The following is a 20,642-nucleotide window of genomic DNA, read 5'->3' as shown; positions in this document are numbered from 1 at the left end:
CATCGCATGTCATATCGCCGCCCGATCGAGGCTGTTGAAGATTACACAAACGCTTTTCTGGCGACGCTTTGGGTCATCCTGTTCATGTCGTTTTGGGTGATCGCTGCGGCGCTTGGCTATATCTGGCTTGCCATCGTCGCCTACGGCATCAATGAAGTCTTCAAATGGATTGGCCGCGTCCGCAGTTCCTAGGCCCGCTGCGCTAGCGCATCTGCCGCCGCACTCAACGCATGCGCGCCATGCGGAATATCCAGAGCCTTCAATCCGGCATCAATCGTCCCAAGCGCGCCCATCACCATCTGCGCGTTGACGTGTCCCATATGGCCGATGCGGAAATAGGCGTCGGCAGGTTCGCGACCCAGTCCGATGCCAAGTGTCAGTCCGCAGTTGTGCTGACACCAATGCCGCAAGGCATCACCGTTTGGCGATCCCGCAAAGATCGATGTCACAGCATGCGAGCGATGCGCCGGGTCAGCCACATTGATCGCGATCTGCCCTTTTTCGGCCCAGACATTGATCGCGCTCCAGATGATCTCGGCAAGTTTCCGGTGTCGGTCGAAAACAGCGTCCAAACCCTCGGCGAGGATCATATCCAAAGCAGCGCGCAATCCATAAAGGTGATGGGTCGGTGCCGTCCCGCAAAAATAGCGAAAATAGACTTCGGGATCTGTTCTAGGGGCCCAGTCCCAATAAGGGGTCACGCAGTCGCCGCGCACCTTGGCCGCTTTGTCGTTGAACCAGACAAAGCTCATCCCCGCGGGGGTCATCAACCCTTTCTGGCAGCCGGACACGGTGACATCTGCACCCCAGTTGTCCATTTCAAAGCGGTCGCACCCCAGCGAGGCGATACAATCCGCCATCAAAAGCGCGGGATGCTTTTCCGCATCCATCACCTGTCTGATCGCCGCGATGTCGTTCTTGACCCCTGTCGAGGTATCGACAAAAACCGCAAGCACAGCCTTGATCGCATGTGCGGTATCGGCTTTGAGCGCATCGGCCACCCGCGCCAGATCAACAGGGCTGCTTTGCCCAAAGTCCAGAACCTCAATCTCGACCCCAAGCCCACTGGCCATTTCACCCCAACCGACACCAAAAAGCCCCGTGGCCAGTACCAACACCTTGTCGCCGCGTGACAGGGTGTTTGAAAGCGCGGCTTCCCATGCGGCGTGTCCGTTGCCGATATAGATCGCCACATCGCCCTTGGTCATGGCGATCTTCTTGAGGTCGGGGATCAGGCTATCCGTCAGGTCATGCAGTTCACCCTCATAGATATTCGGTGAGGCGCGATGCATCGCCTGCAAGACCCGATCAGGGATGACAGAAGGGCCCGGGATGGCCAGGTATTCGCGACCTTGGGAGAGTGACATGAGTGGTATTCCAACTGATTACAAAGGCGGACAGTAATCTGCCAAGGTCGCAGGTCAACCGCCCCTTGCTTGCCCTTATCCTGTAAATGGCAGTAAACCGAAGCAACCGTTTCGCAAAGGTACCTCATGGCGCCGCCAAAGCACGATCAGTCTTCCACACAGCAGCAATCGGCAACCAGGCTTTTCCTTTGGCTCTGGCGCGATTATCTGCGCCATCACAAGTGGATGCTGGCCGGTGCGATTGTCCTGATGATGATCGAAGGGTCGATGCTTGCGCTGATCAGCCGTCTTGTTCAGCCCATGTTCGACGATGTTTTCACCGCCGGTGATCGCAACGCGCTCTACTTTGTCGGCATTGCCGTGATGACGATCTTTTTTGTTCGCGCCGCGACCTCGGCGGGACAGCGCATTCTGATGGCTGCGATCAAGCAATACACGGCTGCGGATATGCGCAAGCATCTGCTGCGCCATCTGATGACGCTCGATTCCGGTTTCTTCCAGATTCATCCGCCGGGTCAACTCATCGAACGCGTGCAGGGCGACGTCAACGCGATCAACGCCGTCTGGAGCAGCATCCTGACCGCGATCGCCCGCGATCTGGTTTCGCTCATTGGCCTGCTTTCGGTGGCCCTGTGGATCGACTGGCAATGGACACTTCTGGCCATCGTCGGGATTCCGCTTCTGGTGCTGCCTTCACTTCTGGTTCAGGCCTACATCCGCCGCAGGTCACGCAACGCCCGCGAAGTGGCCGGCAACATTTCGACACGGCTTGATGAGGTGTTTCACGGGGTCAACCAGATCAAACTCAACGCGTTGGAAGACTATCAGGCAAGCCGCTATGACGCCTTGATCAGGCAGGGTGTGAAGGCCGAGGTGAGAACCGCCGTCGGCCAGGCTGCCGTTCCTTCGCTGATCGACATCATGACCGGCATAGGGTTCCTAGGCGTCCTTATCTATGGCGGGTCAGAGATTATTGCCGGTGAAAAGACAAACGGCGAATTCATGGCCTTCTTCACGGCCATGTCACTGGCCTTTGACCCCTTGCGCCGCCTGGGCCTGATGAGCGGGCAATGGCAAATGGCTGCGGCAAGTGTCGAGCGGCTGCAGTATGTGCTGAACCTCGCGCCGACCATCAAGTCCCCCGCCAAAGCCAAACCTGTTCCAACCCAATCGCCACGCATTGCTTTGGATGATGTCTCGCTTCAGTATGGCGACTTGCCTGTTTTGCGCGGCGCAAGCTTTGTGGCGGAGGCCGGGAAAACAACCGCTCTGGTCGGAGCGTCAGGCGCTGGCAAGAGCACGGTTTTCAACGTGCTCACACGCTTGGTGGAACCGCAAACAGGGTCGGTGCGCGTCGGCGATGACGCAATCGTGGACTATGATCTTGCGGACCTGCGCGGTCTCTTCTCGGTTGTGTCGCAGGATGCGGCCCTCTTTGATGAAACACTGCGCGAGAACATACTGCTGGGCCGCGATGATATCAGCGAAGACCATCTGCGCCGCGTGCTCGATGCTGCGCATGTTTCAGATTTCCTGTCGTCGCTGCCCAACGGCCTCGATAGCCCTGCGGGACCGCGCGGCTCAAACCTGTCTGGCGGCCAGCGCCAGCGCGTCGCCATTGCAAGGGCGCTTTTGCGCGATACACCGATCCTGCTTTTGGATGAGGCGACAAGCGCGCTCGACACAAAGTCGGAAAAGATCGTTCAGACCGCGCTGGAAAAACTCTCCAAGGGCCGGACAACGCTTGTGATTGCCCACAGGCTTTCAACGATACGCGATGCGGATTCGATCGTCGTCATGGATCAAGGACGGGTTGTTGATCAGGGCGATCATCATACATTGTTGGCAAAGGGCGGGATCTACGCAGATCTGCATCGCCTGCAATTCAGCCAAGAGGAAAGTGAGACCAATGCCTGATCGCAGCGTGCTGGCCTTAGGAGGAAAGGATCGGGTCGATTTTCTGCAAGGGCTAGTAACCAATGATGTGACCGAAGACGGCGGCATCACCTACACAGCCCTGCTGACACCTCAGGGAAAATTCGTCGCCGATTTCTTTGTCATTCCGCAAGAGGACCGTCTGCTGATCGACGTGGCAACGTCTCATATACAACTGCTGGGCAAGAAGCTGACCATGTATCGCTTACGCGCAGACGTCAGCATTGACCTCACCGATCTTGTCGTCTCGCGCGGCACCGGCCCCGCGCCTGAGGGCGCATATCCGGACCCCCGCCACCCGGCATTGGGTTGGCGCGCCTATGGCGAGACGGATATCAGCGACGACACTGACTGGGATGCCTTGCGTGTCGCGCATCTGATCCCGCAGACCGGCATCGAATTGACCGAGGACACCTATATTCTCGAAGCGGGTTTTGAGGCGCTGAATGGCGTGAACTTCAAGAAAGGGTGTTTCGTCGGACAAGAGATCGTGGCGCGGATGAAGCACAAGACCACCTTGCGCAAAGGCCTGGCGCAAGTGCAGATATCCGGCGACGCGCAAACAGGCGACGAGATCACAGCAGACGGTAAACCCGCTGGCACGCTTCATACAGTATCAGGGGATCAGGGGCTGGCGTTCCTGCGGTTTGACCGCGCGGAAGGCCAGATGCAGGCGGGCAAGGCAACGCTCACCCGCCTGAAGTAGAGTTTAAGCGCGCTCGGCGTATTCGAATGTCTCGGTGTTGACGACGATGTCTTCGTCCTGACCAACGAATGGCGGGATCATCACACGGACACCATTGTCGAGGATGGCAGGCTTGAAGCTATTGGCCGCTGTCTGGCCTTTTACAACAGGCTCTGTCTCGACAACCTTGCAGACGACCTTTTGTGGAAGGCTGACGTTCAGCGCCTCTTCACCGTAGTATTCGATCTGCACGGTCATGCCGTCTTGCAGGAACGGACGGCGGTCGCCGAGGATATCGGCTGGAAGCGCAATCTGCTCGTAAGTCTCGCTGTCCATGAATGTCAGCATATCGCCGTCTTCGAAAAGGAACTGCTGATCTTTCTGGTCAAGGCGGACCCGCTCGACCTTGTCGGCAGACCGGAAACGCTCGTTCAGTTTCCGCCCGTCGCGAAGGTTCTTCAGCTCGACTTGCGCGAACGCACCACCCTTCCCGGGTTTGACGTGATCGACTTTGACTGCACCCCAGAGGCCGCCTTCGTGTTCAAGCACGTTGCCGGGGCGAATTTCGTTTCCATTGATTTTTGGCATTTTTGTGGCGTCTCAGAATTTGGTTAAGGTTGATTTAACGCATTTGGTGCCTATATCCCCGAGGATGGGAACTGACAAGACCAGCAAAACAGCGTTTTGGGGCACACGACTTATGTGGTGTGCGCATGGCTGATATGCAAAATCAATCTCCCCGAATCGCCTTGGAAAAGGCATAAAGGCCCTCACGCGGGAACTACAAGAGCAAAAAGAAGGATTAAGTATGCGAGATTTCGTCGACGGTACAGCGTTCAACAACGAACAAGGTAACCGTGCCCGCAAGCTCTTTGCAGCTGTTGTTCTAGCTGCTTTGGATGATGCGATTGCGGACGACAAAAAATATGGAAACGGACCTGAGCAGATCGCCCGTTGGGCGCGGTCTCGTGATGGCCGTGAAGTGCTTTCTTGCGCTGGCATCGACCCGAATGAACGTGTCGTTCAGGGTCTGATGGAATTTGTCGGCAAAGGTGTCAGAACATCTGTCGCCCTGTCACGCGAAGAAAGCGAACGTCGTCACGCTGCCGAGCAAGAAGCACGCGCAGCCTGATATCTGCAAAGATGACTTGTTGAATGACGCGGCCATCCGGCCGCGTTTTTCATTTGTAACGCTAGAACATGATCGCCCAAATGACGAAGGGTGCAAACTCCATCGCGCCAAGGATGACCGTCAGACTGCGCATGAACCAATGCGCGAACGTTCGCCACAAGTAGGCGCAGCACAGCAGCGACGCGGCCACCTCAATCGCACCGACAATCCGACCGTAGTGATTAGGATCCCAGTAGCTGACGGGGCTTTCGAATATCCAGTTGCTCAATGGCCAGAAATGCGCCCGCCCGTCATCATGGTGAAACAGAAAATCGAGGCCAAGATGCAGCAGCGCCGCCGCGCATAACGCGATGAATACCGGCGCACGCAACATTGCCGCCAGCCCAAGGCCGATGCTCCACAGGATGATTGAGTTGTCGATCCGGAAGATGCTTTGCCATGCGTTTGAGTAATACAATTCGCCAAAGACCACCTCTGGCGGCGTAGCCAGAATGAACAGATGCGTACCGGCCATCAGGTAAAGCGAGAGGTCAGGGATCAGGGCACCCGCAAAGGCGGCAGCCGTGACTGCGGGCCTGCCAACGCGGCCGAAAGCTGTCATGCCGAAAATTAGATGTGCCGGCGTATTCATTGTCTTCCCCCGCACGCCTCACGCGTCTAACAACAGACCGTAGGAGAGGCCGATGACCAAAGCAATCATGATCCAGGGCGCGGGTTCAAACGTGGGTAAATCCATGCTTGTGGCAGGGCTTGCACGCGCGCTGGTCCGCCGCGGTCTGTCGGTTGCGCCGTTCAAACCTCAGAACATGTCGAACAATGCTGCGGTCACAGCAGACGGCGGCGAGATCGGACGCGCACAGGCGCTGCAGGCGCTTGCCTGTGGCCTTGATCCGCTTGTCGATATGAACCCCGTCCTTCTGAAGCCCGAAAGCGAGGTCGGGGCGCAGGTGATCGTGCAGGGAAAGCGGTTCGCAACACTGAAGGCGCGCGACTACGGCAAGCAGAAGGCAAAACTGATGCCTGCTGTGCTGGAAAGCTTTGAAAGGATCGGGCGGGGGCGTGACCTTGTTATCGTCGAAGGTGCAGGCAGTCCCGCCGAGGTCAACCTTCGCGCGGGCGACATCGCCAACATGGGTTTTGCAAGTGCGGCCAATGTGCCTGTCGTCCTGATCGGCGACATTGATCGCGGCGGCGTCATTGCGCAGCTTGTCGGAACCGACGCCGTTCTGCCCCAAGCCGACAGAGATCTGATCAAAGGTTTCGCGATCAACAAGTTTCGCGGTGATCCAACACTCTTCCATGACGGCATGAAGATCGTCGCTGACAAGACCGGATGGGCGCCGATGGGGATTGTCCCCTGGTTTGCCGATGCGTGGCGGCTTCCGGCCGAAGACGTCATGGATATTTCAAGCAAGACCGGCGGGCGGATCAAAATTGTTGTTCCCCGACTGAACCGTATCGCCAATTTTGATGATCTTGATCCGCTGTCTGCAACACCGGATGTGACCGTCGAAATCATCGAGGCGGGCCGCGCCCTGCCCGGCGATGCCGACCTGATTATTCTGCCCGGATCAAAATCGACGATTGCTGACCTCGCCCATTTCCGTGCACAGGGCTGGGATGTTGATTTGCAAGCGCATGTCCGCCGTGGCGGCCATGTGCTTGGCATCTGCGGCGGCTACCAGATGCTTGGACAGGAGATCCACGATCCTGACGGGATTGAGGGTCCCCCCTCCAGCGTCAGCGGTCTTGGATTGTTGCAGGTCTCGACCGTGATGGTCCCGCAAAAGCGGCTTGCCTTGTCGAATGCGACCTATCTGCCAACAGGCGACTCCGTATCAGGTTTCGAAATCCATCTCGGCAAGACCGATGGGCCTGATACCGGCAATGCCTGGCTGTCACTTGACGGGCGGGCCGAAGGTGCGGCCACGGCGAACGGACAGATCAAAGGCTGCTATCTGCATGGCCTGTTTTCGGCTGATAGCTTTCGGGGCAGCTATCTTGCCTCGGTCGGTTTGCCGGTCAGCCACCATGACTACGGCAGCGGGGTGCAAGATACGCTTGATGCGCTTGCGGATCATCTCGAAACGCATTTCGACATTGAAACGCTGCTTGCGATCGCCGGCTAGTCGTTGCCCAGATCGCGGCTGGTCATCACGCGGTTGATCTCGCGTCTGACCATTTTGCGGACATTGCGCGTGATGCGCTCGCCAAGCTCGCCGCTCAGTTCCTCATGCACGATCTTGACCACGAGAGCCCGCAAATCGTCTTCGCTCAGCGCCAGTGCTGATGTCTCTGACGTGGTGATGTCAGAGGCTTCGTCCGCGTCTGAAGGGTCAGATGCCCAAGAGGTCTGTGGTGCGTCTTGCGTCTCAACGCCCGTATCGGACTCGGCGCTCGGTTCCCAGTCATCAGGCAGCTTTGCGACAGCTTCTTCCAGTTCGGCAATAGTCATTTCCAGAGCCTTGCCAGGTGCAATGATCCCAGCGGCTTCCAGCGCGCGCAGTTCGGCTTCCCATTCCGCATCAATCGCCTTGACCTGCTCATCGGACAGGCGTGTCTCCGGTGTAAGAAGCAGTTTATCTGAGGTCACGGTCTCTGCCATGGGGCGGACATCCTTATGCGCAACAAAATTACGCACCGAACTCAGCAGTTCGTCAATGTCGTCACCCCTGGACATGCCGAAGATTCCCGTGCTCGTGGCTCCTTGGCGACAATTTTAGCGCCAAGCTGACGTTGAGACAACTCAGACGTCAGTCTTGCCCGATTGCCTCCAGCACCCGCTCAAGTGCGCGGCCCTGTTCGGAGATCGCGACAGGTGCCGTTTTGACCAGATTGTAGTAGGCCGACGGATCATATTGCTGCACCGGCAGGTTCAGATGATCGGCTGTCAAAAGCCCCATCGAGGCCAGCAAACCATAGGAGGCCACAACCTCGTTGGCTTGGGCTGCAATACGGTTTGCTCTGGCGTCCAGAAGCTCCTGTTCGGCGTTGAGCACGTCCAGCGTTGTCCGCGACCCAAGCTGGGCCTCCTCGCGCACACCGTCAAAGGCGACCTGTGCGGCGCGGATCTGCTGTTCGGATGCTTCACGGGACGCACGCGCAACCTGCACCTGCGCAAACGCATTTGCGACCTGTTGTTCAATCGCCTCGACTGCCACCAACAGGCCAGCGCGCGCCGCATCCCGGTTGGCGCGGATCTGACGGATCTGGCTGGAAAGCAGGCCGCCCGAATAGATCGGCCCGCCGACATTCACACCAAGCTGGCCGGTTTCATAGCCATCCTGATCAATGCTGATAAAGGCATCAAGCGTCGCACGTGGCAGCGTTGCCGCCTCTGCGCGACGGATGTTGAGTTCGGCAGCGGCTACCGAATGCTGTGCTTCGAGAATGCTGGGGTGATTGCGCACCGCAAGCGCCTGTGCCTCACGCAGACTGCGGGACACCGGTGCCGGTGAAACCGCACGCGGGCTTGTTGGCATCTGGCCGACAACCGCATTGAATTCCTGTGCCGCAACAGCAAGATCGCCCTGCGCCGCAGCCAGCAGGCTACGTGCGGAGGCCAGTCGCGCCTCTGCCAGAGAGACATCTGTCCGCGTCACCTCACCGACCTCAAAGCGGTCCTGGGCTGCACGGAATTCCTGAATGATCAGGCGGACGTTGTTTTCGCGCAGTTGCACGAAGTTGCGCGCGCTCAAGACGTTGGCATAGGCCTGCACAGCACGCAGCAGAACGCTTTGTTCGACCCCACGCAATGACTGGCGCGTTGCAAGAACGATTTCCTTTTGTGCCTCGATGGCCAGATCATTCGCACCACCGTCATAGATCGTCACGCTGCCGGAAATGCGGGCATTTGCGGCATTCGTGGTGGATTCAATCGGTGTGGTCACACGGGTGCGCGTGGCAGAGGCCGACCAGTTGATGACCGGCAGCGTCGCGGCAACAGACTGGGCAACGCCCTCGTCCGCGGCCCGCAGAAGCGCACGATTTTGCTCAAGCAACCCCGAACTGTTGTAGGCCGATGCAAGTGCTTCGGACAGCGACTGTGCGTTTGCGGCTGGCGCCGTCGCCATCGCCACGATTGCGGCTGTGATGGCCAATCCTTTGCGTCCGAACATGCGTTCCCTTTCGATGCAACTGTTGTGTGATACGCGGCTGTTTCTGCCAACGATCAATTAAAGAGCAAAAACCTTCGCCTTTTCAAATCCGGCAAGGATCGGCGCGCTGGCATTGAAGGCAAAACGCCAGTTTACAACACCATCAAGCTTGTGACCGACGCGGACGACACCGAGCGTGCCTTCCAGAAAGACACAGGCAATCCGTCCACCTTCACGAAGCTGGTCGGTCAGCGCTTGTGGCACGTCTTCCACGCCACCTTGGATTGTGATGATGTCATAAGGTCCTGACTTGGCCGCCCCCTCGGCCAGTGGGCCGGACATGACAGCGGCATTATCAACCCCTTGATCGGAGAGGATCGACTGTGCCTCTTGCGCGCGTCCCTCTTCATCCTCGACAGCCACGACAAAGTCGCACATCTGCGCCAGAACCGCTGTCGAATAGCCAAGGCCGCAGCCGATATCCAACGCAACATGCGATGGTTGCACATTCAGCGCCTCAAGCATCTTGGCCAATGTGCGCGGCTCCAGCATGACCCGGTCAGAGTCGATCTGCAGGTTTTCGCCAATATAGGCGGCCTCGCGTTTGCTATCTGGCACATAGGCCTCGCGCGGCACAGACAGCATCGCGTCGATAATCGGGAATTTTGTCACATCTGACGGGCGAACCTGAGTGTCGACCATCATTGTGCGGCGGGCGGTAAAGTCAGTCACGCGCTAAACTCTTTCGTTCAATAGAGATCACAAGCTTCATGCCACAGTTGGGCATGGGCGGCAATAACAACGGCTGCACAAGACTGCCGCAGCCCGCGTGTTTTTTCAGGGAAGATAAAGGGATTTGGCAATGTTGGAGGCGAGTACCGGAATCGAACCGGTCTACACGGATTTGCAATCCGCTGCATAACCTACCTGCCCACTCGCCGTCCTGCGCTTCACCTACGTTTGCGCAGCCGCGTCGTCAAGAGCCTAACCGAAGGAAGCGGCTAGAGGCTGATGTCTTCGCGGCCCACCGCCGTTGCCTTGATAATCGCGAAGATTTGCTGCCCCCGCGCAAGCTGCATCCGGCCTGCGCTTCGCTTTGTGATGCGCGCCAGAAGCATGTCGTCTCCGGCCTGCAAGCGTACCGCGACGCCCGGTCCCTTGCCTTGCTCGATGGCCTTCACAACAACGGGCAGCACGTTGAGTGCGCTGATCCCTTCGGGGCGGGACCGTGCAAGAATGACATCCTGTGCGGGAATGCGCAGCCGCATCTTCTGGCCCAAAGACCCGAAATTGCCGGGCAACAGAAGCCTGCCGCCGGAAAACGCCACTTCGGTCAGCCCGTCATCAAGCAATCTGCCAGAGACGGTGGCATTGATCACAGCGCCTGCGGACCGGACCCCGACCAATGGCACGATCGCGGGATCAGAGAGAACCTGCGCCAAAGGTCCCGATGCCACAACACGGCCGGACTCCATGACGACCAGTGTAGTCGCCAGTTGCGCCACTTCGGACATGTCATGGCTGACATAGATAATCGGCACGCTGACCTCGTCGCGCAGGCGTGCAAGATAGGGCAGGATCTCGGCCTTGCGGGGCGCATCCAGCGCGGCAAGAGGCTCGTCCATCAGCAGGATCTGCGGATCGCACATCAATGCGCGCCCCAGAGCTACCCGCTGCCGTTCGCCACCTGACAGGTTCGCAGGCATCCGGTCGCGCAGATCTGACAACCCGAGAAGCTTGATCACCTGCGCTTCATCATGGGTACCACCATACCGCAAATTCCTCAGCACGGTGAGATGCGGAAAGAGGCGGGCCTCCTGAAACACGTAGCCCACGCGCCTTTTCCTGACCGGCAGTGAGCGGCCTGTCGTGCTGTCATAAAGGCAGGTGCCATCAACGTCGATGCGACCGCTGTCGGGCACATTCAGCCCCGCGATCATGTTGATCAGAGAGGTTTTGCCGCTGCCTGAAGGACCGAAAAGCGCCGTCACCCCCTGAGGGGCCGAAAACCGTGCATCAAGGTTGAATTGCCCGAGCGCTTTCTTGACGGTGACCTCGATCATGCGCGCCCCAGCTTTTTGGCCATGCGCCGTGCCAGCCATTCAGACACCAGCAAGGCGCCCATCGCCAAAGCAATCGAGACTGAAACCAGCCCGACGACGGCGGGTTCGCTCCCCGGCACTTGAAGCAAGCCATAAATGGCCGTCGGGATTGTCTGGGTTTCGCCCGGAATGGCTGCGACAAATGTGATCGTTGCGCCAAATTCGCCCAGCGCCTTGGCAAAACCGAGGACGGCACCCGCGAAAACGCCCGGCAGAACCAAGGGAAGCGTGATCGTCCGAAAGACCCGCGTGCGCGTGCTGCCCAGCGTTTCGGCAGCTTCCTCTAGCCCCGGATCGACCGCTTCGATGCCCAACCTGATCGCACGCACCATGAGGGGGAATGCCATGATACCAGCCGCAAGGGCCGCGCCGGTCCACCGGAACGCAAAGGTGACACCCATCGTTTCCGACAGGAAGCGGCCGACGGGGGCCTGTGTTCCGAACACGACCAGAAGAAGATATCCGGTCACAACGGGTGGCAACACGAGCGGAAGATGCACGACGCCGTTCAAAAGCTGTTTGCCGGGAAACGTCTTTCTGGCAAGAAGATAGGCGATCCAGATCGCCAGCGGCAGTGCGACAAGCGTGGCCACAAGCGCCACCCTGAGCGATAGCCAGATAGCCGTCATCTCTTCAGCGCCGAGCATCAGTCAATCGGCTCCGGTTGCGGTGGCAGAAACCCCGCTGCAGTGAGATGCGCCTGCCCTTCGTCGCTGGACAGAAACTGCAGAAACGCGGCTGTATCAGGATTGTCCGATGGGGTTATTGCCGCCGTATAGCGGATTGGCGAGTGGCTCTCGGCGGGAAATGCGGCGACTTCCTCCACAGCGTCGGAGACATCTGCGTCGGTGCGGTAGGTGATGCCGAGTGGCGCCTGTCCGCGCGCAACAAGCGCAACAACGGCCCGAACGTTATCGACTTCAGCAAGGCGATCCGAGACGGCGCCCCAAAGCCCCAGAGCCTCCAGACTGGCGCGCGCGTAAATCCCCGCTGGCACAGCGTCTGTCAGACCGACAGCAAGACGCCCATCGCCCAGTCTTTCAACGAACGCCTTTTCTGTCAGGGCCAGTTCACCGCTTCCCGCCGCACCAATCACGATCAGCCTGTTGGAGGCCACGTCCTTGACGCTTTCAGGGATGACATGACGCCCTTCGATCAACACCTCCATCCAGACCGCGTTGGCAAGAATGACCACATCCGCAGGCGCGCCGAGGCTGACCTGTCGGGCGATTGTGCCACTGCCAGCATAAGAAACCGTGACATCATCAAACTGCGCCGCGATCTCGTCCAGTGGTCCCTTCAGGCTGGCCGCTGCGAACACCAGCACATCCGCCCGTGCCGGCGCGGAACCTGCCAGGATCAAACATGCAATGAGACCGATAAAACGCATGGGCCGACTATTGGACGCGCGCGATGCGGTGGCAAGGTGAGCTTTGCGGCAGCAGGGGAAAAATTGATGACGGCCAGAACGGGGGTAGCCTGGTCAGGGCTGCTGTCTTTTGGCCAATTGCGCCACATCGCGGCGTATCTCATCCCGGATCGGCCCGCCGCGTGGGTGGTCACGCAACGTGTTGATCCAATGAGCTTGCGGATGATGCCGGCGCAGCGGCCCATCCCACGTCAGCGCACCGAGGACACCTTGGGCGGCAGGCGGCAGCGCCTTTGGGATTTGTTGGCCGTTCAACACGCCCCAGACGCCTGTCCAAAGCCGCCCGACCGACCACGGGTTGTAGCCACCCCCACCCAGCACAAGGTAGCGCGGAGCAATGGGCTTGAGTGCCGCAACAATCGCCCAATGCGCATTGTTCGAGAGGGTCAGACGCGATTGTGGATCTTCGGTCACGGCATCGGCGCCACACTGCAGGACGATGGCTTCAGGTTGAAACGCCGTCACAAGCGGCAAGATCAATTCGTCCCTGATCAACGCCATTTCGTCGTCATTCAGACCTGCCGCCACCGGCAGGTTATAGACCTGCCCGACGCCACTGTCCGTCAACGCGCCGGTGCGTGGCCATCTGTTGGCCTCGTGGACAGAGATCATCAGCGTGTCAGGATCGGTCTCGAAGGCATGCTCAACGCCATCAGGATGATGGGCGTCAATATCAATATAGGCAACGCGCCCCACCCCGTTGCGGCGCAAGGATTGTATCGCCAGCACCGGATCGTTGAGATAGCAAAAGCCGTTTGCCCGATCAGGCATGCCGTGGTGTGTGCCGCCAGCGGGTGAGTAAACAACGCCCCCGCGTCGCAACAACTCGCCCGCCAGGATCGAGGCACCGGCAGACGTGGCCGGTCTGCGATACATTTCGGGAAAGACAGGATTGGACGGTGTGCCCAAGGCATGCCGCGCACGCACGTCATCTGTCACCGCACCATCGTGCTCTGCCTGCACAAGCGCTGAAAGGTATCGCGGTGTATGAAACCCGGTGAGCGCCGCAGGTTTGGCGCGCGGACTGGTCACGAATTGCGCAGGCGGCAGCCAGCCCAATGCCCGCGCCAGATCCATCACGGTCGACACACGCGGCACCCTGAGCGGATGCCAAGCGCCATAGCTTGAATGACGGTAAATCTCGTTGCCGATAAAAATCGGTAATCCACTTGCTCCGCCATCGACGCTCTGCATAACTTCTTCCATGGGGCAGAATTAATCTCTTTTCAGCCGGAGAACATGGGCAAACGTATCGCAAAGCAGCTTCCACTGAAGCTGCGCACAGGTCACAAAACAGACGTGCGCGCGCAATTTGCGGCACTTTGCTGGCGCATGAAGAACGACCAGCTACAGGTTTGCCTGATCACAAGTCGCACCCGCCGGCGCTGGATCATCCCCAAGGGCTGGCCGATGCACAAACAGACACCTGCAAACGCGGCAGCGACCGAAGCCTATGAAGAGGCGGGACTGCGCGGCGAGGTGCAGGATATCTGTCTTGGGGTCTACAGCCATGCCAAACCCGGCAAGGTCGGCAATGCGCCCATCATCACACTTGTTTACCCGATGCACGTCACGCATGTGCACAGCAAATGGCCCGAAAAAGACGAGCGCCGCAGAAAATGGTTCAGTCTGAAAAAAGCGGCCAAAAAGCTCTCTGAGCCGGCGCTGCGCGAGATCGTGGCAAGCTTCAATCCCAGATCACTTGGACGCTAGGCTCACTTGCAAGCCTGTTGGAAAAGCCTATTTTCCGATCACTGCAGGACAAACAAGATCAATGATCCGATTCAACCTCAAATGCGAACAGGACCATGCGTTTGAAAGCTGGTTTCAGTCTGGCGAGGCTTACGACAAGCTCGTGGCCGCCGGAATGGTCAGCTGTGCGACTTGCGGATCGACCAAAGTCAGCAAAACCGTCATGGCACCCGCCGTCAGCACGTCACGCGCAGTGACAGCACCAGCGCGCCCGCAAGAGGCGGCGATTGCGGCTTTGCGTGAAAAGGTCGAGAGCACCTCGGATTATGTCGGCAAGAGCTTTGCCAAAGAGGCACGCGACATGCACGACGGGATCGCCCCGGCGCGATCCATCTATGGCGAGGCCAATCTGCAAGAGGCCAAGAAACTGGTCGAAGACGGTGTGCCCGTCGTTCCGTTGCCCTTCATGCCAAAGAAAAAGACCAACTAGCGGGATAAGGCAGCCGCGTGCACTAGTTTGACTGGCGCACGGTCTGGACGCGCCGGAGCCTCCGGCGGGAGTTTTTTTGACCAAGATGAAAGAGGGAGCCGCACATGACAGTTCTGATCACAGGCGCCAATCGCGGCATCGGCAAGGCGCTGTTTGACGGGTATCGCACGCGCGGCGAGACGGTCTTTGGCACCCATCGCGCGCCTGAAGAAGACAATATGTTGCAGCTTGATGTGATCGATCCTGCGTCGCAATGTGCGCTTGCGACGCGGCTGAAAGGTCAGCCAATTGATCTTCTCGTCTGCAATGCGGGGGTGAACCTCGACAGGGATGAGCGTCTTGAAAGCGGTTATCGCAGCCAGCTCTGGGAGGCGACGTTTGCGGCAAATGTGACAGGTGTCTTTATGACGGTGCAGTCGCTTCTGTCCAACTTGCGTTTGAGCGATCATCCCAAGATCGCAATCATCGGCTCCCAGATGGGATCATCCGAAATCGCATCAGGGGGCGGCTACATCTACCGTGCCAGCAAGGCCGCCGTTCTGAACCTCGGGCGCAATCTTGCGATGGACCTCCAGTCAGAGGGGTTTGGCGTCGGTGTCTATCACCCCGGCTGGGTGCGCACCGACATGGGCGGACCAAATGCCGCAATCTCAATGGAAGAAAGCGCCGACGGTCTTATGGCCCGTTTTGACACCCTTGGTCCTGAAACCACAGGTGTCTTTGAAAACTGGGACGGGCGGCCCCACCCTTACTAACCGATTGCCCTTCTGACCTTGCGGCATTAAAGGGAGCGTCGATCAAAGACCTATCCCCAAGGGACGACCCATGCCTACGCTTGTGATGAAATTTGGCGGCACGTCAGTGGCAAACCTCGACCGGATTGCCCGCGCGGCCAAACGCGTCGCTTTGGAAGTGGCCAACGGCTATGATGTGATCGTCATCGTCTCTGCCATGTCGGGCAAAACCAACGAGTTGGAAGGGTGGGTCAAAGAGACGTCGCCGCTTTATGACGCGCGTGAATATGACGCCATTGTATCATCGGGCGAGAACGTGACCGCTGGCCTGATGGCACTGCGGCTGCAGGAGATGGATATCCCTGCCCGCAGCTGGCAAGGCTGGCAGGTGCCGGTGAAGACGACCTCTGCCCATTCCAGCGCACGGATCGAAGAAATCCCCAATGACAATATCAAGGCCAAATTCGCCGAAGGTATGAAGGTGGCCGTGGTTGCAGGCTTCCAGGGGATTAGCCCGGAGGGCCGCATCACCACATTGGGCCGCGGTGGTTCGGATACAACGGCCGTTGCTTTTGCCGCAGCCTTCGGGGCAGAGCGTTGCGATATCTACACTGACGTGGACGGTGTCTACACAACCGACCCGCGCATCACCAGCAAGGCCCGCAAGCTCGACAAGATCGCCTTTGAGGAAATGCTCGAACTGGCCTCGCTTGGCGCCAAGGTCCTGCAAACCCGCTCGGTCGAACTGGCCATGCGTTACAAGGTGCGCTTGCGGGTGCTATCATCATTTGAAGAACCATCCGACAGCGCCGGAACGCTGGTCTGCGATGAGGAGGAAATCATGGAATCCAATGTTGTGGCCGGTGTCGCCTATTCCCGCGACGAAGCAAAAATGACACTTATCTCGGTCGCTGACCGCCCAGGAATCGCTGCGGCGATCTTCGGGCCGCTGTCAGAGGCTGGCGTGAACGTCGATATGATCGTGCAGAACATCTCTGAGGAAGGCCGGACCGACATGACCTTCTCCTGTCCTGTGGATCAGGTCATGCGTGCTGAAAAGGCCATGCAGGAAGCAAAGACCAAGGGCGATATCAATTACCACGATCTGGTGGCCGACGAAGGTGTCGCAAAGGTCAGTGTCGTCGGGATCGGGATGCGCAGCCATACCGGTGTGGCTGCAAAGATGTTCCATGTGCTGTCTGCTGAGGGCATCAACATCAAGGTCATTACAACATCGGAAATCAAGATTTCTGTGCTGATTGATCGAAAATACATGGAACTTGCCGTGCAGGCCCTGCATGATGCCTTCGAATTGGAAAAAGCGGCCTGAGCACAACTTTAGGGGTCCGCTGAACCGGGGGGCCAATGCCTGAACGTCTGGAAAGCGAAAGCCGGAAGTTGCTCGGGCGTCTGCGCGAGGCGCTGGCGACCGACAATGAAGGGCAGGCCCGTCTCGATGCCGTCGTCGAACTGATCGCCGACTCGATGGGCACCGAGGTGTGCTCGATCTATTTGTTCCGCGACCCTGAGACGCTTGAACTTTGCGCAACAAAAGGTCTGCAGGCCGAAGCTGTGCACCAGACAAGGATGCGCTTGGGCGAGGGTCTGGTAGGGCGGACCGCGAAAGACCGCACGGTCATCAACACCGCCGATGCGCCATCGACCAAAGGCTTCCGCTATATGCCGGAGACCGGCGAGGAACGGTATAGTTCCTTCTGCGGTGTCCCGATCCAGCGCTTGGGCGAGTCCTTGGGTGTGCTGGTTGTCCAGTCAAAGGCCCAGCGCGAATATACGCCCGACGAAGTCTATGCCCTCGAAATTGTGGCGATGGTCATTGCGGAAATGACCGAGCTTGGCGCGTTTGTCGGCGAAGGCGCCGCCTTGTCGGCCCGCCACCAGCAACCCGTCATGCTGCGCGGGTCAGTCGGTCAGGAAGGGGCCAGCGAAGGTCATGTGCACCTGCACGAACCACGCGTCGTTGTCACCAACCCGATCTCCGATGATCCTGAGACTGAGCGCGCGCGGCTGATTGAGGCGATTGATAACTTGCGCGCGGGTGTCGACGATATGCTGACCGGCACGATGACTGTCGATGCCGAGCAAAAACAGGTGCTTGAAGCATACCGCATGTTTGCCAATTCCAGCAGTTGGCTCAAGCGCATGGAAGAGGACGTCAAAAACGGTCTTTCAGCAGAAGCCGCTGTCGAGAAAGAGCAATCACTGGCAAGAGCGCGCCTGTCGAAAGCAGCCGACCCCTACCTGCGCGAGCGCCTGCATGATCTGGATGATCTTTCCAACAAACTGTTGCGCCTTTTGACGGGACAGGGCGCAGATGCCACCGCAGACATGCCTGAGAACCCGATCCTGGTGGCGCGAAATATCGGCCCTGGCGAATTGCTGGAATACGGCAAGCAGATCAAAGGAATCGTGCTGGAAGAAGGCTCCGTGGGCAGCCATGCCGCCATCGTCGCGCGCGCCTGGGCTATTCCGCTGATTATCAATGCCAAAGGCGTGACGACAGAGGCGTTGAACGGAGACACTATTCTGGTCGACGGCGATCAGGGCATTGCCCATCTACGGCCGGATGACACTGTCCATGCAGCTTTCCGTGACAAGATCGCGATGCAGACGCGTGCACAGGAACGCTATGCCTCGATCCGCGATCTGCCAGCCATCGCGAAATGCGGAACCGAAGTCTCTTTGCAGATGAACGCCGGTCTGATTGCCGATCTGCCGTCTCTTGCAGGGTCAGGAGCCGAGGGCGTCGGTCTGTTCCGGACCGAGTTGCAGTTCCTGATCAGGAACCAGATGCCGCGACGGGCAGAACTCTCAGCGCTTTATTCGCGGGTCATCAAAGCCGCTGATGGCAAGCGGGTTGCCTTCAGGACGCTCGATATCGGATCAGACAAGGTGCTGCCCTATATGAAGCCCAACGACGAACCGAACCCTGCGATGGGCTGGCGCGCGATCCGTGTCGGGCTGGATAAACCCGGTGTGCTTCGTATGCAGCTTCAGGCACTTCTAAGGGCCGCCGATGGCGGGCCGCTGACGGTGATGTTCCCGTTCATCACGCAGCTCAGTGAATTTCGCGCAGCGCGCGCCGAGATGGACAAGGCTTTGGCGCGCGAGCGCAAGCTGGGGCACCCTATTCCGTCCGATCTCAAAGTCGGGGCGATGCTGGAAACACCATCGCTTGCCTATGCGCCTGATGCGTTCTTCAAAGAGGTCGAGTTTGTTTCGATCGGCGGCAATGATCTCAAGCAGTTCTTTTTCGCAGCAGATCGTGAAAACGAACGGGTTCGCCGCCGCTATGACACTCTGGATGTCAGCTTTCTGGCGTTTCTCAAACATGTGGTGGAGCGCTGCCGCATTGCACAAACACCTTTGTCGTTCTGCGGCGAAGATGCAGGCCGGCCCATCGAGGCGCTTTGCCTTGCAGCATTAGGGATACAAACGCTTTCCATGCGTCCAGCATCCATCGGACCGGTGAAACACCTGTTGCGGCGCGTTGACCTTGATGAAGTGCGCGACGTGATGGACAACGCCATCATCAATGGTGAGCTTTCAGTGCGCCGCGCAGTGGCAGATTGGCTGGTTCATCAGGTCTGAGGCGGCTGTCCCTCTGCCAGAACCTTGTGAAAATGCTCGGTGACGGCCTCCTGACCGTAGGTGCGCGCCAGCCGCCTTAGCCCGAAGTGCACATGCGCCATCTCGACGTAATAGTCGACAAAAGCGTAGTTTGTCCCCGCCCCTGCTGCGGCACCCAGAATGGGAACGGCTTGGCTTGCAAGCTTTTGAGACAGAACCGCCGCGAAACGCGGGGCGACTTTGCCGATGAGCCCATGGACCGCAGCACCCGTAATGCCGAGCCGCGCGCTGACAAAGGCCGTGTCCACGCCGTCGTCGTCCTGCCCCGGCCCGCCTGCCCCGAATACAGCAAGACAGTTCGCGCGGGTTTCCTCTGCATCGGCAGGTTCTCCGTAAGAGATTGCAACGTGATGAACCGCGCGGAAAATCAGCGTCGTTGCGACAGGAATTTCAGCAATTGCCGTCGGCAGACCGCCAATGCCGCCAAACGCGCCCGAAACCGTTCCAAGCAGCTTGTGCGCGCGATCTGATGCAATGTTTTGCCCCAAACCGCCGCGCGTTTTTGCGGCAACATCATAACTTTGTTGCAACGCGGCGCGCGCCATCGCGTCAATTTCCTTGCGGGCGCTGGAAGGCAACAGGCGCAGCGTATCCTCAACCTGTCCGCCGACAAAATTGATTGCGCGCATCAACACGCCACTGGCGGCGCGTTGCCTGCGCACCAATGCGGCGATTTCAGCTTTGGCTGTCTCTGAAAGATCAGTGACTGACTGATCTTCGGTGTGAGGCGGTATCGTGATGTCGTCGGCCATCTTCATTAGATGGGAGCGGCCGGCCCATTCGTCAATCTCGGTCAGCCGAGACAGCGCCAGTGACCCCGGCCCAACCGCCATGCGTCAGTGCGATCCCCAATACGCGGTCGGGGTTGGTCGGCGGCGGCATCGTGACACTGTCGAGCCGCTCAAATCCGAACCGGCCATAGTATGGCGCGTCACCGACAAGCATGATCCTGTCCCAGCCGGTCTTTCGCGCCCGTTCCAGACAGGCCTGCATCAGAATGCCCGCCACGCCTTCGCCCTGCCGTGTGGGATGCACCGCAATCGGACCAAGCAGGATCGCACGCTTGTCACCGATCCTGACCGGCCAGTTCCTGACAGCACCGGCAAGGATGCCATTCTGGTCCCGTGCTGTCAGACAAAGATCAGTGATCGGCGCCACCCCTTCCCGCAGGCGATAGGATGACAGCGCCGTCCGCCCTGGTGCGAAGCACAGGTCATAGAGCGCCTCGACCTCCCACCAGTCGTCCTTGGTTTCCGTTGCCAGTGTGATAGCTGTCTGCTGCATCTTTCTTTCATCTGGCCCGCGCTCTGCTGCACGCTACCTAAGGGCTG

22 protein-coding genes and 1 tRNA gene are annotated in these 20,642 nt (G+C 58.8%); 10 read left to right on the top strand and 13 right to left on the bottom strand.

Features of this window, described 5'->3' with window-relative positions; genetic code table 11:
* Positions 1–6 precede the first annotated feature (6 nt).
* Positions 7–192 (top strand): hypothetical protein, encoded by a 186-nt coding sequence (locus BM316_RS15355; RefSeq protein ID WP_090210336.1) that lies wholly within the window; start codon positions 7–9, stop codon positions 190–192.
* Here BM316_RS15355 and BM316_RS15350 read toward each other — a convergent pair.
* Positions 189–1,367 carry a pyridoxal-phosphate-dependent aminotransferase family protein gene (locus BM316_RS15350; protein ID WP_090210334.1) on the bottom strand — a complete coding sequence of 393 codons (1,179 nt, stop codon included), beginning with the start codon at positions 1,365–1,367 and terminating at the stop codon, positions 189–191. The two genes, BM316_RS15355 and BM316_RS15350, sit on opposite strands and share 4 nt — an antisense overlap.
* Positions 1,368–1,493: 126 nt before the next feature.
* On the opposite strand from BM316_RS15350, the gene BM316_RS15345 reads away from it, so the two are divergent.
* Positions 1,494–3,284 (top strand): ABC transporter ATP-binding protein, encoded by a 1,791-nt coding sequence (locus tag BM316_RS15345; RefSeq protein ID WP_090210332.1) that lies wholly within the window; start codon positions 1,494–1,496, stop codon positions 3,282–3,284.
* Positions 3,277–4,008 (top strand): CAF17-like 4Fe-4S cluster assembly/insertion protein YgfZ, encoded by a 732-nt coding sequence (ygfZ, locus tag BM316_RS15340; protein WP_090210330.1) that lies wholly within the window; start codon positions 3,277–3,279, stop codon positions 4,006–4,008. Before BM316_RS15345 ends, ygfZ begins: the two co-directional genes overlap by 8 nt.
* A 3-nt stretch (positions 4,009–4,011) precedes the next feature.
* Here the strand turns inward: ygfZ and efp are convergent, their stop codons facing one another.
* The gene (efp, locus tag BM316_RS15335; RefSeq protein ID WP_090210328.1) at positions 4,012–4,575 is read right to left on the bottom strand and encodes an elongation factor P; all 564 of its coding nucleotides are present in this window, start codon (positions 4,573–4,575) and stop codon (positions 4,012–4,014) included.
* 220 nt (positions 4,576–4,795) lie between these two features.
* On the opposite strand from efp, the gene BM316_RS15330 reads away from it, so the two are divergent.
* Entirely contained in the window at positions 4,796–5,119 is a 324-nt protein-coding gene (locus tag BM316_RS15330) for a DUF6280 family protein (RefSeq protein ID WP_090210327.1), read from the top strand.
* Between the two features lie 61 nt (positions 5,120–5,180).
* On the opposite strand, the gene BM316_RS15325 is transcribed toward BM316_RS15330, so the two are convergent.
* Positions 5,181–5,750 carry a cobalamin biosynthesis protein CobQ gene (locus BM316_RS15325; protein ID WP_090210325.1) on the bottom strand — a complete coding sequence of 190 codons (570 nt, stop codon included), beginning with the start codon at positions 5,748–5,750 and terminating at the stop codon, positions 5,181–5,183.
* Between the two features lie 52 nt (positions 5,751–5,802).
* Between BM316_RS15325 and BM316_RS15320 the strand changes: the two genes are divergently transcribed.
* Positions 5,803–7,248, top strand: coding sequence for a cobyric acid synthase (locus tag BM316_RS15320; protein ID WP_090210323.1), 1,446 nt, complete (start codon positions 5,803–5,805; stop codon positions 7,246–7,248).
* Here the strand turns inward: BM316_RS15320 and BM316_RS15315 are convergent.
* From BM316_RS15315 to BM316_RS15280, 8 genes are all read right to left on the bottom strand, one after another.
* The gene (locus tag BM316_RS15315; RefSeq protein WP_242649930.1) at positions 7,245–7,799 is read right to left on the bottom strand and encodes a hypothetical protein; all 555 of its coding nucleotides are present in this window, start codon (positions 7,797–7,799) and stop codon (positions 7,245–7,247) included. The two genes, BM316_RS15320 and BM316_RS15315, sit on opposite strands and share 4 nt — an antisense overlap.
* Before the next feature lie 73 nt (positions 7,800–7,872).
* Positions 7,873–9,237 (bottom strand): TolC family outer membrane protein, encoded by a 1,365-nt coding sequence (locus BM316_RS15310; protein WP_090210319.1) that lies wholly within the window; start codon positions 9,235–9,237, stop codon positions 7,873–7,875.
* A 57-nt stretch (positions 9,238–9,294) separates the two neighbouring features.
* Positions 9,295–9,921: a protein-L-isoaspartate O-methyltransferase family protein gene (locus tag BM316_RS15305; protein WP_090210317.1), complete on the bottom strand. Its 627-nt coding sequence runs from the start codon at positions 9,919–9,921 to the stop codon at positions 9,295–9,297.
* Positions 9,922–10,082: 161 nt separating this feature from the next.
* A tRNA-Cys gene (locus tag BM316_RS15300) sits at positions 10,083–10,156 on the bottom strand.
* A 61-nt stretch (positions 10,157–10,217) separates the two neighbouring features.
* Positions 10,218–11,279, bottom strand: a complete 1,062-nt coding sequence (modC, locus tag BM316_RS15295; protein WP_090210443.1) for a molybdenum ABC transporter ATP-binding protein — start codon at positions 11,277–11,279, stop codon at positions 10,218–10,220.
* Positions 11,276–11,965 (bottom strand): molybdate ABC transporter permease subunit, encoded by a 690-nt coding sequence (gene modB, locus BM316_RS15290; protein ID WP_090210314.1) that lies wholly within the window; start codon positions 11,963–11,965, stop codon positions 11,276–11,278. The genes modC and modB overlap by 4 nt, the downstream gene beginning before the upstream one ends.
* Entirely contained in the window at positions 11,965–12,708 is a 744-nt protein-coding gene (modA, locus tag BM316_RS15285) for a molybdate ABC transporter substrate-binding protein (RefSeq protein ID WP_090210312.1), read from the bottom strand. Before modA ends, modB begins: the two co-directional genes overlap by 1 nt.
* A gap of 93 nt (positions 12,709–12,801) precedes the next feature.
* Complete coding sequence (locus tag BM316_RS15280; protein ID WP_242649928.1) at positions 12,802–13,941, bottom strand: acetoin utilization protein AcuC; 1,140 nt, start codon at positions 13,939–13,941, stop codon at positions 12,802–12,804.
* Between the two features lie 45 nt (positions 13,942–13,986).
* Between BM316_RS15280 and BM316_RS15275 the strand changes: the two genes are divergently transcribed.
* From BM316_RS15275 to ptsP, 5 genes are all read left to right on the top strand, one after another.
* Positions 13,987–14,460, top strand: a complete 474-nt coding sequence (locus tag BM316_RS15275; RefSeq protein ID WP_090210308.1) for an NUDIX hydrolase — start codon at positions 13,987–13,989, stop codon at positions 14,458–14,460.
* Positions 14,461–14,521: 61 nt separating this feature from the next.
* Positions 14,522–14,929: a DUF1178 family protein gene (locus tag BM316_RS15270; RefSeq protein WP_090210306.1), complete on the top strand. Its 408-nt coding sequence runs from the start codon at positions 14,522–14,524 to the stop codon at positions 14,927–14,929.
* Positions 14,930–15,033: 104 nt separating this feature from the next.
* On the top strand, positions 15,034–15,684 hold the full coding sequence (locus tag BM316_RS15265) for an SDR family oxidoreductase (RefSeq protein WP_090210304.1): 651 nt from the start codon (positions 15,034–15,036) through the stop codon (positions 15,682–15,684).
* 70 nt (positions 15,685–15,754) lie between these two features.
* Complete coding sequence (locus BM316_RS15260; protein WP_090210302.1) at positions 15,755–16,993, top strand: aspartate kinase; 1,239 nt, start codon at positions 15,755–15,757, stop codon at positions 16,991–16,993.
* A gap of 35 nt (positions 16,994–17,028) precedes the next feature.
* Positions 17,029–19,272: a phosphoenolpyruvate--protein phosphotransferase gene (ptsP, locus tag BM316_RS15255; protein WP_090210300.1), complete on the top strand. Its 2,244-nt coding sequence runs from the start codon at positions 17,029–17,031 to the stop codon at positions 19,270–19,272.
* On the opposite strand, the gene BM316_RS15250 is transcribed toward ptsP, so the two are convergent.
* Entirely contained in the window at positions 19,263–20,063 is an 801-nt protein-coding gene (locus tag BM316_RS15250; RefSeq protein WP_090210441.1) for an EcsC family protein, read from the bottom strand. The genes ptsP and BM316_RS15250 overlap by 10 nt on opposite strands.
* Positions 20,064–20,094: 31 nt before the next feature.
* Complete coding sequence (locus tag BM316_RS15245; RefSeq protein WP_090210298.1) at positions 20,095–20,595, bottom strand: GNAT family N-acetyltransferase; 501 nt, start codon at positions 20,593–20,595, stop codon at positions 20,095–20,097.
* Between the last annotated feature and the right edge of the window lie 47 nt (positions 20,596–20,642).

The organism is Yoonia litorea (assembly GCF_900114675.1).
In the GTDB taxonomy this organism is placed as follows: Bacteria; Pseudomonadota; Alphaproteobacteria; order Rhodobacterales; family Rhodobacteraceae; genus Yoonia; species Yoonia litorea.
The sequence above is the reverse complement of the archived record's forward strand: the minus strand, read 5'-3'. Positions and strand labels throughout refer to the sequence as shown.

Coding starts and splice junctions, on each gene's coding strand:
- BM316_RS15355 (WP_090210336.1), top strand. CDS start 7: ATGTCATATCGCCGCCCGATCGAGGCTGTTGAAGATTACACAAACGCT.
- BM316_RS15350 (WP_090210334.1), bottom strand. CDS start 1,367: ATGTCACTCTCCCAAGGTCGCGAATACCTGGCCATCCCGGGCCCTTCT.
- BM316_RS15345 (WP_090210332.1), top strand. CDS start 1,494: ATGGCGCCGCCAAAGCACGATCAGTCTTCCACACAGCAGCAATCGGCA.
- ygfZ (WP_090210330.1), top strand. CDS start 3,277: ATGCCTGATCGCAGCGTGCTGGCCTTAGGAGGAAAGGATCGGGTCGAT.
- efp (WP_090210328.1), bottom strand. CDS start 4,575: ATGCCAAAAATCAATGGAAACGAAATTCGCCCCGGCAACGTGCTTGAA.
- BM316_RS15330 (WP_090210327.1), top strand. CDS start 4,796: ATGCGAGATTTCGTCGACGGTACAGCGTTCAACAACGAACAAGGTAAC.
- BM316_RS15325 (WP_090210325.1), bottom strand. CDS start 5,750: ATGAATACGCCGGCACATCTAATTTTCGGCATGACAGCTTTCGGCCGC.
- BM316_RS15320 (WP_090210323.1), top strand. CDS start 5,803: ATGACCAAAGCAATCATGATCCAGGGCGCGGGTTCAAACGTGGGTAAA.
- BM316_RS15315 (WP_242649930.1), bottom strand. CDS start 7,799: ATGTCCAGGGGTGACGACATTGACGAACTGCTGAGTTCGGTGCGTAAT.
- BM316_RS15310 (WP_090210319.1), bottom strand. CDS start 9,237: ATGTTCGGACGCAAAGGATTGGCCATCACAGCCGCAATCGTGGCGATG.
- BM316_RS15305 (WP_090210317.1), bottom strand. CDS start 9,921: ATGATGGTCGACACTCAGGTTCGCCCGTCAGATGTGACAAAATTCCCG.
- modC (WP_090210443.1), bottom strand. CDS start 11,279: ATGATCGAGGTCACCGTCAAGAAAGCGCTCGGGCAATTCAACCTTGAT.
- modB (WP_090210314.1), bottom strand. CDS start 11,965: ATGCTCGGCGCTGAAGAGATGACGGCTATCTGGCTATCGCTCAGGGTG.
- modA (WP_090210312.1), bottom strand. CDS start 12,708: ATGCGTTTTATCGGTCTCATTGCATGTTTGATCCTGGCAGGTTCCGCG.
- BM316_RS15280 (WP_242649928.1), bottom strand. CDS start 13,941: ATGCAGAGCGTCGATGGCGGAGCAAGTGGATTACCGATTTTTATCGGC.
- BM316_RS15275 (WP_090210308.1), top strand. CDS start 13,987: ATGGGCAAACGTATCGCAAAGCAGCTTCCACTGAAGCTGCGCACAGGT.
- BM316_RS15270 (WP_090210306.1), top strand. CDS start 14,522: ATGATCCGATTCAACCTCAAATGCGAACAGGACCATGCGTTTGAAAGC.
- BM316_RS15265 (WP_090210304.1), top strand. CDS start 15,034: ATGACAGTTCTGATCACAGGCGCCAATCGCGGCATCGGCAAGGCGCTG.
- BM316_RS15260 (WP_090210302.1), top strand. CDS start 15,755: ATGCCTACGCTTGTGATGAAATTTGGCGGCACGTCAGTGGCAAACCTC.
- ptsP (WP_090210300.1), top strand. CDS start 17,029: ATGCCTGAACGTCTGGAAAGCGAAAGCCGGAAGTTGCTCGGGCGTCTG.
- BM316_RS15250 (WP_090210441.1), bottom strand. CDS start 20,063: ATGGCCGACGACATCACGATACCGCCTCACACCGAAGATCAGTCAGTC.
- BM316_RS15245 (WP_090210298.1), bottom strand. CDS start 20,595: ATGCAGCAGACAGCTATCACACTGGCAACGGAAACCAAGGACGACTGG.